14 protein-coding genes are annotated in these 13,304 nt (G+C 33.4%); 2 read left to right on the top strand and 12 right to left on the bottom strand.

Annotation, left to right across the window (positions count from 1 at the left end; all coding sequences use genetic code 11):
* Nucleotides 1-182: 182 nt before the first annotated feature.
* A complete protein-coding gene (locus NSQ59_RS13215; protein ID WP_220096207.1) occupies nucleotides 183-281 on the bottom strand; it encodes a putative holin-like toxin in 99 nt (32 codons plus the stop codon).
* A gap of 327 nt (nucleotides 282-608) precedes the next feature.
* On the opposite strand from NSQ59_RS13215, the gene NSQ59_RS13220 reads away from it, so the two are divergent.
* Nucleotides 609-809, top strand: coding sequence for a hypothetical protein (locus NSQ59_RS13220; protein ID WP_055739780.1), 201 nt, complete (start codon nucleotides 609-611; stop codon nucleotides 807-809).
* 195 nt (nucleotides 810-1,004) lie between these two features.
* Here NSQ59_RS13220 and NSQ59_RS13225 read toward each other — a convergent pair whose 3' ends face one another.
* Nucleotides 1,005-1,103 carry a putative holin-like toxin gene (locus tag NSQ59_RS13225; protein WP_133120535.1) on the bottom strand — a complete coding sequence of 33 codons (99 nt, stop codon included), beginning with the start codon at nucleotides 1,101-1,103 and terminating at the stop codon, nucleotides 1,005-1,007.
* Between the two features lie 252 nt (nucleotides 1,104-1,355).
* On the opposite strand from NSQ59_RS13225, the gene NSQ59_RS13230 reads away from it, so the two are divergent.
* Complete coding sequence (locus NSQ59_RS13230; protein ID WP_340831615.1) at nucleotides 1,356-2,192, top strand: DMT family transporter; 837 nt, start codon at nucleotides 1,356-1,358, stop codon at nucleotides 2,190-2,192.
* Between the two features lie 190 nt (nucleotides 2,193-2,382).
* Here NSQ59_RS13230 and NSQ59_RS13235 read toward each other — a convergent pair whose 3' ends face one another.
* The 10 genes from NSQ59_RS13235 to NSQ59_RS13280 form a co-directional block, all read right to left on the bottom strand.
* Nucleotides 2,383-2,871: a DinB family protein gene (locus NSQ59_RS13235; protein WP_055739782.1), complete on the bottom strand. Its 489-nt coding sequence runs from the start codon at nucleotides 2,869-2,871 to the stop codon at nucleotides 2,383-2,385.
* A gap of 158 nt (nucleotides 2,872-3,029) precedes the next feature.
* On the bottom strand, nucleotides 3,030-4,103 hold the full coding sequence (locus NSQ59_RS13240) for a lipid II:glycine glycyltransferase FemX (protein ID WP_340831617.1): 1,074 nt from the start codon (nucleotides 4,101-4,103) through the stop codon (nucleotides 3,030-3,032).
* The gene (locus NSQ59_RS13245) at nucleotides 4,091-5,080 is read right to left on the bottom strand and encodes an ATP-grasp domain-containing protein (RefSeq protein WP_340831618.1); all 990 of its coding nucleotides are present in this window, start codon (nucleotides 5,078-5,080) and stop codon (nucleotides 4,091-4,093) included. Before NSQ59_RS13245 ends, NSQ59_RS13240 begins: the two co-directional genes overlap by 13 nt.
* 58 nt (nucleotides 5,081-5,138) lie before the next feature.
* Complete coding sequence (locus NSQ59_RS13250; RefSeq protein WP_340831619.1) at nucleotides 5,139-6,392, bottom strand: diaminopimelate decarboxylase; 1,254 nt, start codon at nucleotides 6,390-6,392, stop codon at nucleotides 5,139-5,141.
* A 52-nt stretch (nucleotides 6,393-6,444) separates the two neighbouring features.
* Entirely contained in the window at nucleotides 6,445-7,368 is a 924-nt protein-coding gene (locus tag NSQ59_RS13255; RefSeq protein WP_340831621.1) for a beta-1,6-N-acetylglucosaminyltransferase, read from the bottom strand.
* A gap of 25 nt (nucleotides 7,369-7,393) precedes the next feature.
* On the bottom strand, nucleotides 7,394-8,557 hold the full coding sequence (locus NSQ59_RS13260; protein ID WP_340831623.1) for a glycosyltransferase family 4 protein: 1,164 nt from the start codon (nucleotides 8,555-8,557) through the stop codon (nucleotides 7,394-7,396).
* 17 nt (nucleotides 8,558-8,574) lie between these two features.
* Nucleotides 8,575-10,110 carry a murein biosynthesis integral membrane protein MurJ gene (gene murJ, locus NSQ59_RS13265; protein ID WP_126646953.1) on the bottom strand — a complete coding sequence of 512 codons (1,536 nt, stop codon included), beginning with the start codon at nucleotides 10,108-10,110 and terminating at the stop codon, nucleotides 8,575-8,577.
* Nucleotides 10,111-10,118: 8 nt separating this feature from the next.
* On the bottom strand, nucleotides 10,119-11,231 hold the full coding sequence (locus NSQ59_RS13270; RefSeq protein ID WP_340831625.1) for a phosphotransferase: 1,113 nt from the start codon (nucleotides 11,229-11,231) through the stop codon (nucleotides 10,119-10,121).
* Nucleotides 11,179-12,495, bottom strand: a complete 1,317-nt coding sequence (locus NSQ59_RS13275; protein ID WP_340831627.1) for an O-antigen ligase family protein — start codon at nucleotides 12,493-12,495, stop codon at nucleotides 11,179-11,181. Before NSQ59_RS13275 ends, NSQ59_RS13270 begins: the two co-directional genes overlap by 53 nt.
* A 27-nt stretch (nucleotides 12,496-12,522) precedes the next feature.
* Complete coding sequence (locus NSQ59_RS13280) at nucleotides 12,523-13,290, bottom strand: tyrosine-protein phosphatase (protein WP_083489439.1); 768 nt, start codon at nucleotides 13,288-13,290, stop codon at nucleotides 12,523-12,525.
* Nucleotides 13,291-13,304: the final 14 nt, after the last annotated feature.

Here is a 13,304-nt window from a genome sequence, read left to right on the forward strand (position 1 = left end):
ATTTTATTGTATATAATGATTTTAGTGAAATATAATTAAAAGGGTAAGTGCCTTGGGCCAAATAATAGAAAAAAAAGGAACAGTGGCTCCCAACCACAGTTCCTTACACAGTAAACCGCAAGTTGAGCAGTGGCCCGTTAAAAAACGAGTTAACCTACCCAAACTTTGGCCTGCAGGGTGGGTTATTTCTTTTTAGTGATGGAAAGCACAACCGAAATCACTGTTAGTATTAATGATCCAAACATAATCATTAATGATAACGCCTGGTAAGTCGTAATCAACAGTGATCCCCCCTTTCAAAAAAGGACGTAACCACTCCCCACCCTGCAACTGTGTTATATAAAATTATAGCACATCCACCTCTATTTTTCGGAAAATTCTTACAAAAATAATTCATTATACCCACTAGACTTTCTAAATTGTCCATTTTTAAAAAAGAGGCTGAATATTTTTGCTTAATCTTTTTTCGGCTTTGACGCTTTTTTTATGACCATTTTCATCCGTATAATCGACTATCACCCATCTATTATAAATATTTGTTTTTTGGAGATAATAACAAATGCGTATATATTTAAAGCCTTTATTCTTCATTAAATGGAGGTGATAGGATGGGATTATTAAACTCATTTTCTAATTGGAGAGCAGAGAGATATGAGAAGCATCTGTCCACAATGGAAGCTTTGGGGAAATGCCCAGACTGTAAAGGCAGAGGATTCATCCCGGCTTTTACAGCCTATACAGTACCAATAGATTGTCCAGGCTGCAACGGAAGTGGGTTGTATTCTGATTGGACTCCGGAAACTGAATAAGCAAAAATGATGACGGGATTATCATAGAATCATTTGCTTACAAAAATCAAATTGTATATAATGTTAGTAACAGAATAAAATAAAAAGGAACAATGACGTGTCAGGTCATGTTCCCAAGCATAGCTGCTGCAAGAAGTGCAGTGGCCCGGAGAAGATGCGAATAACTCACCCTAACCATGGCCTAGGCAGGGTGGGTTATTTTCGTTTTACAAGCGAAATAACAACTGCAATCACTGCTACGATTAACGATCCGAAAGTGACCATTAATGATAATGCTTCGTAAACTGTGACCATCAGTGCATCACCCCCCTTCTGAAAAAGGAGTGACCACTGCCCACCCTACATTGCTATGCTAAATCTAGTATAGCACAAATGTTCGCAAAATATAATAGAGCAATTAAAATGTATCATTTGACCTATGTGCTTCGTATTTACTCTTCATAAAAAATTTTTTTCATTTAAAAATTTCCGTTAAATAGATTCATTTATATGCTAGAATAATAGTGGCAAAATTCAATACTCTCCTAGGAAAGAAGCGTAGTCATCGTGTGGATTCTAGCAGCATTAACAACTAGCATTGGTTTTGGTGTCAACAATACGATTTTTAAATGGAGTGGCACTAAAAATCTTTCGAAAGTACAAATCCAGTTTTTCTTTTATTTCATGGCGTTTCTGCTTACCCTTTGTTATGGATCTGTTTCAAGCAGATTTCATCCAAGTTTACTGTCCATTTTTTTAGGAAGCTTTATCGGCATTTTGAATGCCAATGGTAATATTCAAATGTCGCAATCCTTTGAAAAGGGACCGGCAAGCTTAACATCACCATTAATTGCAGCAAATACCATTATTCCGATAATATGTGCTGCATTCATTTTTAAAGAACAAATTAATGGGATACAGTGGATTGGTATCATCTGTATGTTGTGCGCTGTTTTTGTTATTCAGTACACCCCAAAACACCATACAAATACAAACTATTTGGCATGGATGCTTCGTATATTGCTATCCATTCTGTCTTTTGGGATATTAGGAATTTTAATGAAGACAACCTCTTATCTTCATCTTCATTCCTTGGATGTGCTAGTGTCTATGTACGGCGGTGGATGCTTATATTTGGGGATTAATATGTTGATCACAAGAGAAAAAATTGCATTTCCCGAAATAAAAACGGGTACAATCATTGGGATCATTAGTGTTATCGGCTACAGTTGCTATTTTTACGCACTGAACAAAGGATTAGGTGGCATAGTCTTCCCTATTGTCAGCTTAAACTGCTTAGTCGTGGTACTTGCCGGATGTTACATATACAAAGAATCATTACGGTCCTATCAAGTTGCTGGTATTGTCGCGGCATTAATTGGAATTGTGCTGACGAAAATTTGACACCAGATAAAAATTTACATAATGAAAGGCTCTTTTCTTATACTTTGTTGCTTTTGTATACGAAATGCTAAGGAACAACTTATTTAGATTAAGGCTTTGATAAATAGTATTTAAGTATAAAATATGGGAACGTCCGGTTTGGACGTTCCCGTTCTTATTCCATTAAAGTTTGTAAAGCAAACGAAGCTTTTTAAAAGCTTCGTTTCGCTGCCCAAGCTCCTTGCATTTTACTTAGGAATACAATTTGCCCAATATGATAGGCGTCGTGCATTGCTAAACTCTTTAGTTCAATCATTAATGGATTGTCTTTAGGGATTTCTCTATACAAATCTTCTAGTTCTGATGTTGCTAGTATTTTTTCTAGTTCACGATGAACATAAAAGTATTCTTGTTTTGTTTTCTGCCAATTTTGAGACGTCTCAGTTGGTAATCGATATGTAGCCTCATTATTTTCTGCCTGTGGTTCATTTTTTGTTTCACCAAGAAATCGTAACAGAATTCTTTTTTCAAAGAAAAGCAAATGACAAACTAATTCCCAAATGGAATGTGCCCCCTCAACTGGTTTCCAAATTGCCTGTTCAAAAGTGATATCCTCTAGCACTTTTTCAAGTGGTGGAAACCAGTCTTCTTGATCTAAGCAGCTTGCCCATTGCTGTAACAAAAGTGTCCTTACCTCCATTTTCTATTCCCTCCATTTTAATCCCTTTAATAGATAATCACATGGTCAAAATTTACTTTGTTATTTATAAAATTCTGATAATTCTAGTTTATCATATGTTTTGTTAACGGAGAAAGAACAATTGTCTAAAACCATTTCGGTAATCGTAAAGTTATCTTTTATATTTTTTGCCGGTATTCAGGAAAAAAAGACGGCTTAGATTCTTGCTGGTAAAACTTTTCCCATTTTTCGACTAGTGATTTGTACTTTTCAGGATTATGCACTTTTTTTCCAATATAAAAATTCAATGTCCCCTCTGGATTAAACCGATGTTTAAATTGAAAAAGCGAATCTCTTCCGATATGTCCTCCGCCTAAATGGAAAACATTCAGCCCCTCACTTTTTCCCCATAAAGCAATGTGATGCAAAAGATAAGTATTGGAACCAAGACTTAAGAATTTTTGTTCCGAACACCCCAGGTGATAATGGAGCACCAATCCGTCATAAAGACACAATGCAGCTGCAATCATATCGCCATTATAATAAACAGTCCCAATCATTGATTTATCAGGAAACTCCTGCACCAGCTGTTCCAAGTAATCCCTTGAATAGTAGGAATAGGCCGAGGCGTTTACTTTGTCCATTGTTTTTTTGTACATTTCATAGAAGGTATCGATAATCGGACAGGCATTTTCGTTTTGAAAGACTTTAAATGTCAGCTGATTTTTTATTGCTTTTTTAATATTTCTTTTATGATTTTTATGATAACCATTATAAATTTCATCTTCCCTTTTTGTTAAGTCAACATAGATTGTTTCCCTATCATATGAAACATCCACTAATTTCTCCAAATAGGTATGATTTTGATATAAAGGATGAAAACGGATAAATTCACTAATGATGTTTTCCTTTTTACAGTAGTCTTCAAAGTCCCGTCTGAAATGAATTAATAATTGTTCGTCTAAATCATTATACAATGGTCCTCCATAACCATAGGTGGGAGTAATGATATCGTATAATTCAGTTTCTTTTTCTGCCTCCATAAAAGCCAATGCGTTAATATTTCTGCGTAAAAATACATAGCAAAGTTTTTTCCCTCGTTCATCCTCGCAGTAAAATAAAAAAGGATCGCCATCTCCCGTAAATAGATTTAAATTACTGTAGGAATGATAATAAAAAACATCCTTTATATTTAATTGGGCTAATTTCTCTTTCCACAATGATCTTTCCTGAAAGGATATTACCTCATACATTCGGAATTCACTCCTCCATGAAGAATCATAATATCATCAAACTTTATCATGATGGATCCTTCTGGATACTTGGCAACCATGACCTCATTTGCTTTTCCGGATAAATTGTTGATAATATTTTTTACAAAATTTTGCCCCATTTCATGTGCATGAGGATAACCTCCCCCAAATCTTGGATTTATTTCTGAAATGAGATAGCCATTATCTGTTTTAAAACAATCAATATCAATCGGACCAATGGGTTTTAAATGATTGATAACCTTTTTTGTCAATTGGATGAGATTTGGATCTAAAACAGATACAGATTTATCTGTTTCGCCCGCTCTCATCTTTATTTTTCTTTTACAAAAAATATTAGTGGTTTCATAGCTCACTAAATCGACATATCCATCAATTCCATATTCCTGGCCACTAATGAAAGGCTGGACAACTAGGTCATCGTTGCCGAACCAAAGTGTTTCAAGCTCCTCAAGAGATCGGATAATAGTGATTCCAATACTTGCACTTCCATATCTGGGTTTTATAACTAAAGGAAATGAAAGCTTCTGTTTATGAATGTCTATTAAAATATCATCCTTATTTATATAAGTTGGGACAGCTGGCAAGCAATGTTTTTCTAAAAATGTAAAGGTGAAATATTTATCGAGGCATAGATCAACAATCTCTTTATTTGAAACAATTATTTTTATATTTTCCTTTGCAAATTCATGTTTTTGAGAGGCTAACACGCTTAATTCCGGATCTATGAGGCTTAATACTGCATGAACATCGTATTTAATACAGAGATTTCTTACCTTTTTTATATAATCCGGATGTGTAACGATGGGAACATTTTCAGCGTAATCTGCCACTTGAAGAGCCGGTGCTGATGGATCGCAATCAATTGCAATCACCTTTCCCCCTATTTTATGAAGCTCCTCTTTAAAATACTGAACTAATTTTACCCGTCTGCCAGTACTGGTAATTAAAATATTCAATGATATCTCCTTCCCTTTTGATCGAGATTGTAACGTAGAGGCTTTAAACTACAAAGACTTATGGAAATAAGTATAAATCCTCATGAAAAAACTCTCTAAGCGTTTCCTTTTTTCGAATTTCCAAGTACGTATTATTTTCATATGCGATAATAGAAGGGCGTTCCTTAATAAAAGGAGGATTAAAGACAATCGTATATGCACCTACATTTTCAAATAAGATGAAATCATTTTTGTTAGGAAGCTTCCCTTTAACACCAAAAGCTAAGTAATCCTTTTCCATACATGTATAACCAACAATATGATAATGAAGGTTTTTTTGAATATCCTCCTGATGATAAAAAATCTTCATAGGGAGGTTACGTTTATGCATAGTAGGTTTTATATTGTGAACACTTCCATCGACTACGACAAAATATTGATCATCTATTCTTTTCGTTTTTATTACCTTCGCAATAAATGTAAATACATTGGCAACTAAGGAGATTCCCGGTTCCAGGATTAAAAATGGTTTTCTGTTTTTGTATGGAAACTCATTGTTTATAACCTCACAAATAGCACTTGCATAATCATCAAAACTTGGGGATTGGACTCCAAATTCTGGAGGCAATTCTCCGTAAATTCCTCCACCGATATCAATGTATTCTATAGTGTCACACATATGTGTTTTGGCTAGCGAACAAAGTTTTTTTGTAACTTCCATATAAGTCTCTACTTTTCTTTCATTTGTTGAGAAATGTGCATGGATCCCTGCCAGTATAATATTTTGTATTTTTCCTAGTTTGATTAGCGCTGACCCAAAATCCCCATTTGCAACACAGATACCAAAACGGCTTTTTTCATAACCTGCTTGGATGACATTTTTATTAGAATCGGATAGATCAAAGTTTACTCTAATACCGATTTTTACTTGTCGCTCTGGATTGTCTAAACAGTAAGCAATAACATGATCCATTTCATATAATGAATCAATATTTAATAAACTTTCATTCTCTAGTGCAGTTTTAATATCCTCGAAGGACTTAATTGGGCCGTTAAAAATAATTTTTTTAGGATCTACCCCAATCTTTACTGCTAAATCATATTCTAACTTGGAAACAACTTCCGCATAAGCTCCTAAAGAATACATTTCCTTACATAAATATGGGATATAATTTGTTTTATAAGAATAGCCAATGATAAAGTTTGGATATCTATTTTTAAAGGCATCATGCAGTTTTCGATAATTGTGCCGTAATTTATTGACATTGAATAAATAGAATGATGAACCGAATTGTTTACTAAGGTCCTCTATTTGTTTATGAGATAGCTTCATTCTGTCACCGCTTTCTATATGACTAACAATTTCATGTTGCTTTTTATAATCATCATTTAATTAAATGATGGTTTTTTAAGGTAGACTCGTATATTTTATTTACAAAATAGTCAATTACCTCATTATCGATGGATTCGTCAAATTTTCTGGCAAAATATTTATTGGATTCCTCAATGAAAGGGATGTCATCTTTAGTCAAACAAATAGGAGAATTCCGTTCCCTTAAGGTTATTCCTGATCTTAAAAATAAATGGTTGTCTTTTACCACCTTCGACTTAAAGTGTGAATTCATTAATAACGTGTGAAAAAACCATTCATCAGGGGTATAGGTTTTTTCAAAATAGTGATAAAACCATTTATTTTCTTCTAAAAAGTCGATAATATACTTAGCTGCTTCAAAAGAAATGGTAAACCATTGTGAACCACAATAGAACTCAAAATCCTGTGGCCAATAATTCGTATTAGGGAAAAGTTTAATGCCTTTATCGTATAAGTATTTAATAGATCTTCTGTATATCCTAAATGGATGGGCGTTTGTATATCTTTTTCTTGTTACTTTTGGCCAATTAAGGAGTATAACTCCTTTATTCTTCCAGGTTATGTCATTAAAATGCATAAATATTTGTCCTTTGTTTTTGGATAAGAATTCATGGAAGCCATCTTTTACAAGTAAATCCTGACCGCTTTTGAAACATACGAAATCATAGGATTTGCTCGCAGATAAAACTTCCTTCAACAGCAGAAGCGTCGTATCGATTTGGCTAAAATCTCCCCATTCACAAATCAAACTTTGATCTAAAATTTTTACATTAGGATTTTTTACAATCTTGCTTTTTATTTGTTCGCGTTGTCTTCTATCAATATGAATATATACATCAGCGTCATTATTTGCTGTAAGCTGATGAATAAATTTATTTACTTGTTCAGGATTTTTATGAATTTGTAAGATATAGGCAATTCGTAGTTCAGCGGTCATCATTTATCACTCCCCACCATTGTTATTATGCTTTAAGCTTCTTTCCCAGCAGTTTTGTCTTTTCAGCAAATATATTAGAATATATCTCTTCCATTTCTGAAAGAATGTTATTTATTTTATAGGTTTGTATACTATTAATATTATTTTTAGAAAATATGGTTCTCGTTTTATTAGATCTATATACTTTTTCAATTGCGTTGGCACAAGCTTTTTCGTCGTTTACTCCTACAACAATTCCGTTATAATTATTGGTAATTAAATCCCGATTTCCTCTGCAATTAGTCACAACGATTGGGAGTCCTGTTGCCATCGCTTCCATAATATTTACTGGCAGCCCTTCCTGTCTGGAAGTGGAAACAGCAATATCAGACATAGCTAGTAGCTTATCTATGTCCTTTCGATATCCTAAAAATTCTACTCGATTGTCTAACTTAAAATTAGCTGCCATCTTTTTATATGTTTCCAAAAGCTCCCCGTCTCCAACTAGTAAAAGCTTTATTTGATTAATATTTTTCTGCAGTCTACTTATCGCTTTTATTAATAAATCTTGTTGCTTTCGGTAGCTTAGTTCGGCTACATATATAACAATAAAGTCATTGGGATTATATTGATATTCAGATCGCAAAGCTAATTTTTCCTCCCGGGAAATCGGCGAAAACTTATTTAAATCAACACCTACACCATGCACTTTGAAGCAAGGAATGTTGGATCTTAATGTTAATTTTTGCCCATAATCGAAATCTTCATGATTCATAGTTATCAAAACATCCGTCCACCTGGCAGCTAATCTCTCTAATGTGCAATATATAATCCAATTCTTCATTGGAGCTCCATTAAAAAAATGAAATCCATGAGATGTATATACCATCGTTACCCCTTTTATTTTCCGGCAAGCAAATCTGGTCAATAAGGATGCAACAGGAGTATGAACATGGACCATCTCATACTTTCCGTTTAATACTATTTGTTTTATGCTTTTTAAGGCTTGATAATTTTCTATTTTTAAAGGGTTCCTTTGAAATGGAACAGAATATATCGTGCATCCAAGTTCCGATATTCTATCATCTATATCTTCAGCATAATTGGATGCAACACTAACTTCATTTCCCTTCTCGATCAACCATTTAATATGCGGAATTAAAAACGTATTAATCGTTCCTGACACGGTAGAAACAATCAAAATTTTCATTCGAATTCCTCCTGCATTTAAGCTGCTTCCTTTGCCAACGATTTCTTTAATTTCCCCTTTACCAATAAAATTATTGTGTCTATTTCCTTTACTTTTAAAAGATACAAAAGCACAAAATAGATTAATCCTCCTATCACAACAGCAAAGATAAATGTAAATATATGGCCGGTTGTGCTGATGAATAATTTATAAATGTACTTACTTATTCCTCCCATCGCTAGTGAAGCAATCATAATCTTCATGAAGGAATAGGAGAGCTTTTTTAAACCCAGTCTTCCTAGTTTTCTTCTTAAACTGATTATTAACAAAAAAGTGCAAAAAGTAGTTGAAATACTTGTTGCTAATGCGATGCCGCCAATTCCTAAAATTTTGGATAATAGGAGATTCAAAATGATATTTAGAAACATTGCGAGGCCTGCATTAATCATCGGTGTTTTTGTATCTTGAAGAGCGTAAAAGGCATTTGATAAATTTTCTCTGTGGCTTAAACCGATTATTCCTAATGCATAAAAAAACAGCGCATACGAAGTTAACTCTATTGCGTGGGAATCAAATTTGCCTCTTCCATATAGCAATTCCACGATTTCCCTTGAAAAGAACATGCATCCTATTGCGGCAGGAATGACTAAAATATTTATGATGTTAATAGCATTTGAAAATATTGATTTCATGCCATCTATATTCCCTTCAGCAATAAGCTTCGATATTTTTGGATAAAGGATGGTACTTATCGATACTACAAATACTCCGATAATAACGACGCTTAATGTATTTGCATAATCTAATGCCGTTATTCCTCCTTTCGTAATTTGTGAAGCAAGCGTTCGGTCAATTAATAAATTTACTTGTGCGACGGACGTACCGACTATCGCAGGTAAAGCCAATACAGCCATTCTTTTTATATTTTCATCTTTATAATGAAGGGTAAATTGATAACGGTAATGATTCTTGTGACTAAAAATAAAAAGAAGCAAAAGCTGCGAAAAGGTTGATAGTACACTCCCGATGGATAAAAGATAAGGATTTGTAAAGGAGCTTAAAAAAATAGCGCCAATTGTAATGAAATTGGCGGGCAGACCCATAACGGCAGGAATAATAAATGCTCCTTTTATTTGCAGATATCCTAAATATATATATATTAAGGCGGTAAAAAAGACACCAACTAGTGATATTCTTGTAAAATGAACAGTTAAAGCCAGCGTCTCTCCTTCAAAACCAGATGCAAACATTTTAACAATGGTTTCCGTAAATATGATTCCGATAAGAAAGATTATGATCGAAATGACGAGCAGCAAATTAACTAAATTATTTGTAAATAAAGATGCTTTTTCGGAACCGCTTTTATTTTCTATACGCGTATACATGGGAATAAAACCAACTGATATGCCCTTCCCAACGATGGAAAAAATAATCGCAGGTATCGTTAAGGAGATTAAATAAACATCACTAATACTTGATGCTCCGTAAAAATACGATAATGTGATATCCCTTGCAAATCCCAATATTTTCGAAATAATTGTTACCAACATTAATATAATCACGGTTTTTTTCATTTAATCGCCTACTGACTCAATTTTTGTTTTTGCTCGCTTCCCTTTTTTAATAGTCCAATTGTTTTTTTGAACCGATTTATAAATTTATGCCTCTCACTTTTATGCAAAGACAAAACCCGTTCCTTGTAAAAATTCAAAAAGAAAATATATAAATAATCTAAACGATATTCCTTGTGAAAGGTTAAATCAAATAAAGCAAATACCTTTTCAAAATAAGTATCCATTTCGCCATCCATATAGTGATAAATATAAAATTCGTTATTATTTACATATACCTCAAGCCACATTAAATTAAAAAAATCATAGAAAAATAAATAAACATTGGCATACTCCCAATCGATCATACAAATTTGATTGGTAGCCTTCTTTATCAGCATGATATTTGCTGTCCACAGATCACCATGAAGTTTTAAGCATGGGTAATTCATATTTAATAAAATTGGATGTATTTCATTTAAAATTGATTTTATTTCGTGTGATTCACTCCCCTCCCACAAAAAAGATTCCGGGCTCTTATAGGAAATATTTCCTTTCTGTTTGCAGTCATTAAAATAATCCAAATATCGATTAAAAATTTCTTGAATAATATATAGATAGTCTTTCGATTGCCAATTACTATATTGTTGAAATTGTATTAGTTCTTCCATGATTAATAAATTTGTTTCGTCAATCCATAGTATTTTGGGAAGCGGAAAATAGTCCTTAAAATATTCGTTATTATTAAGAACCGAATGAAAATCATCTTTTGTCGCAAATATCGTTAAAACTTTATTATGATGAAAGTCGAATATTCTGCTGTCGTTATAGCCTGTAATGCTTCTAACTGGTCTGTAGACACATCCGGAAAAGTTATCCGTTTTATTATGAAACTCTGAAATCCTGATTTTTTGATTAAATACCATTTTCCTTAATAATAAAATGACGAATCTTATTAATATTTGATAATAATTCTTTTGAAAGATTTCATTAGCCTTATCGATGGTGTAGCGATCACATCGCATAATATATTTGATACTGTTATCATAAGCGTAAGTGCCTGCGGACATATAAGCGAGATTTCTGTTGAAGCTATGCATTATATCCTTTTTTCTTTTGATAAAAAGATAAAATCTCTTGAACATCTTTTTCCCCCGCATCATTTACTGAATTATTCGGATTTAAAGAAGATACTAGCGCCCCTAATATCAACCAAAGAATCCTTGCGTTATTTAATGATATCGCCAAGGATCCTAATAGTAGGATAACAATGATATCTCTTAACATAGAGTTAGTGTTCTTATTTGTTATTTTTAAAGTTGTTGCTTTAATTATTAATATCAAGACATAAGTAAAGAAGAAAAAAGCAAGTGGAATCCCCCATTCTGAAGATAATTGAAGAAATGTATTATGGGATATATGATTTTCATAAAATAATTCATTTGCCACACTGGAATACGTTCCGATCCCAATTCCAATTAGCGGCGAAAGCTTGATTAGCTGTATAGCCACTTCCCATGTTACGGTTCTGCCTGAACCATTTTCTGAAAGTGCTCCACTAAAATCCGTAAAGAGCAGCTGTACTCTTGAAAAAGAAGGCACTATTGTACTCAAATAATTGAAAATATAGCCTAATGATGTTGAAAGAACAGGAATGAAGACAAGCAGACATCCAACTACAATCAATTGTCCTGCAATAACAAGGCCTCTTTTCCTTTTTAAAAGAATGTATTCACTCATTCGAAGTGCTAAATAGCCAATTAGAGTCATGATACCTGTTTTGGAACCTGAAATTAATACCGAAAAAAGCAAAATAAAAAAAGCCACTGCCTTATAGCGCATCTTTAATTCTGAGCGGCTAAAATAAACAAAAGAAGTTATTTGGAGAACAGAGAAATAATTCGGATCTATCATAAACCCTCGGTATCTTGTGTCATCAAAATATAATAGATTAGAAAAAAGACGGATATTTAAAACAGTAAAAATGGCTCCTAGTCCCCCAATAACCATTCCGGAAACAGAATACCATTTGATCGTAGTTTTCACTAAATTTTTATGTGTAAGATTGTAGCCAGTTATAAAGTATATAAATATGGCTATTAGCTTTATATAATCATTTGCAATCGACATTACGGAAGGATTGTACATTACAACGGCTGGAATAAAAAATACTGCAGAAGATAGAACAATCATGGAAACAATCAGAAAAAAAATAGTTGGTACTACAGGGATGATGACTTCCTTTTTTATCATCATAATGAAGAATAGAACAAAACAAAAAATATCTGAAAATGATATATTGATACCAAATAATACTTGTGATTGATGCAGTAATATTGCCATGATGATTAAAGAAGAGGTAAAAAATAGATTATTGAGCTGATTATTTGGATTATATAAATGATTCACCTTAACGAACACCATCCTTTGCGCCTGCTATTTCATAAAAGAAAAAATTCCTCTCTTTATTGGGACAGGATGTGAAGTTAAGATTGGTTTACCATTTAGGAGAGCTTCAGCATTTATTTGCAAATAAAGTGTAAACTCGGAACCATAGGATTTTGTAATTACTTCATATGCTTCGTTTAAGAAGAATCCTCTTGATGTGCAGTTATGTGCATCAGATGCTATAAAATGAACTAATTGATGCTTTAATAATTTCTCCGAAAAGGAACGTATTTTTTTTCCGAAAGAACCGATGATACTTCCAGCTGTTAACTGTACAAGTGCTCCTTCTTGAACTAAATCGAATAAAACTGCGGGATTATCAAGCAACATCCTATTTCTTTCCGGATGGACAATGATTGGATGAATTCCCCTTAATATTAGTTCGTAGACAATTTCCAGCGTATAGCGTGGAAGATCATTTGAAGGGAGTTCCATCAATAAGTATTTTCCCTGATTATTCAACGTAAGTATTTCATCCCTCTCCATAGCGGAAAAAATGTCATGATGAATTCTAAGTTCTTGTCCTGGATGAATAATGAGAGGTACGTTTTCCCTTTCCAAATAAGTATTTAGCTCCTGTACATGGAAGAGGATGTCCTTTTTTGGATTTTCGTATTGTCCATTCTTATGATGCGGTGTTGCAAAAAGATGGGTAATCCCTGCATTAATTGCGTTACGGACCATGTCTAGGCAATGGATAAAATCTGCTGGCCCATCATCTAAATTTGGCAATATATGATTATGAATATCAATCAAAGGAATCGCCTCCT

The sequence above is a fragment of the Margalitia sp. FSL K6-0131 genome (genome assembly GCF_038008735.1).
GTDB lineage: Bacteria > Bacillota > Bacilli > Bacillales > Bacillaceae_C > Margalitia > Margalitia shackletonii.

Excerpts from the sequence above, each read along its gene's own strand:
- NSQ59_RS13240 (WP_340831617.1), bottom strand. The coding sequence starts at position 4,103 with ATGTATGAGGTAATATCCTTTCAGGAAAGATCATTGTGGAAAGAGAAA.
- NSQ59_RS13270 (WP_340831625.1), bottom strand. The coding sequence starts at position 11,231 with ATGTTCAAGAGATTTTATCTTTTTATCAAAAGAAAAAAGGATATAATG.
- murJ (WP_126646953.1), bottom strand. The coding sequence starts at position 10,110 with ATGAAAAAAACCGTGATTATATTAATGTTGGTAACAATTATTTCGAAA.
- NSQ59_RS13235 (WP_055739782.1), bottom strand. The coding sequence starts at position 2,871 with ATGGAGGTAAGGACACTTTTGTTACAGCAATGGGCAAGCTGCTTAGAT.
- NSQ59_RS13250 (WP_340831619.1), bottom strand. The coding sequence starts at position 6,392 with ATGAAGCTATCTCATAAACAAATAGAGGACCTTAGTAAACAATTCGGT.
- NSQ59_RS13260 (WP_340831623.1), bottom strand. The coding sequence starts at position 8,557 with ATGAAAATTTTGATTGTTTCTACCGTGTCAGGAACGATTAATACGTTT.
- NSQ59_RS13220 (WP_055739780.1), top strand. The coding sequence starts at position 609 with ATGGGATTATTAAACTCATTTTCTAATTGGAGAGCAGAGAGATATGAG.
- NSQ59_RS13255 (WP_340831621.1), bottom strand. The coding sequence starts at position 7,368 with ATGACCGCTGAACTACGAATTGCCTATATCTTACAAATTCATAAAAAT.
- NSQ59_RS13225 (WP_133120535.1), bottom strand. The coding sequence starts at position 1,103 with ATGGTCACAGTTTACGAAGCATTATCATTAATGGTCACTTTCGGATCG.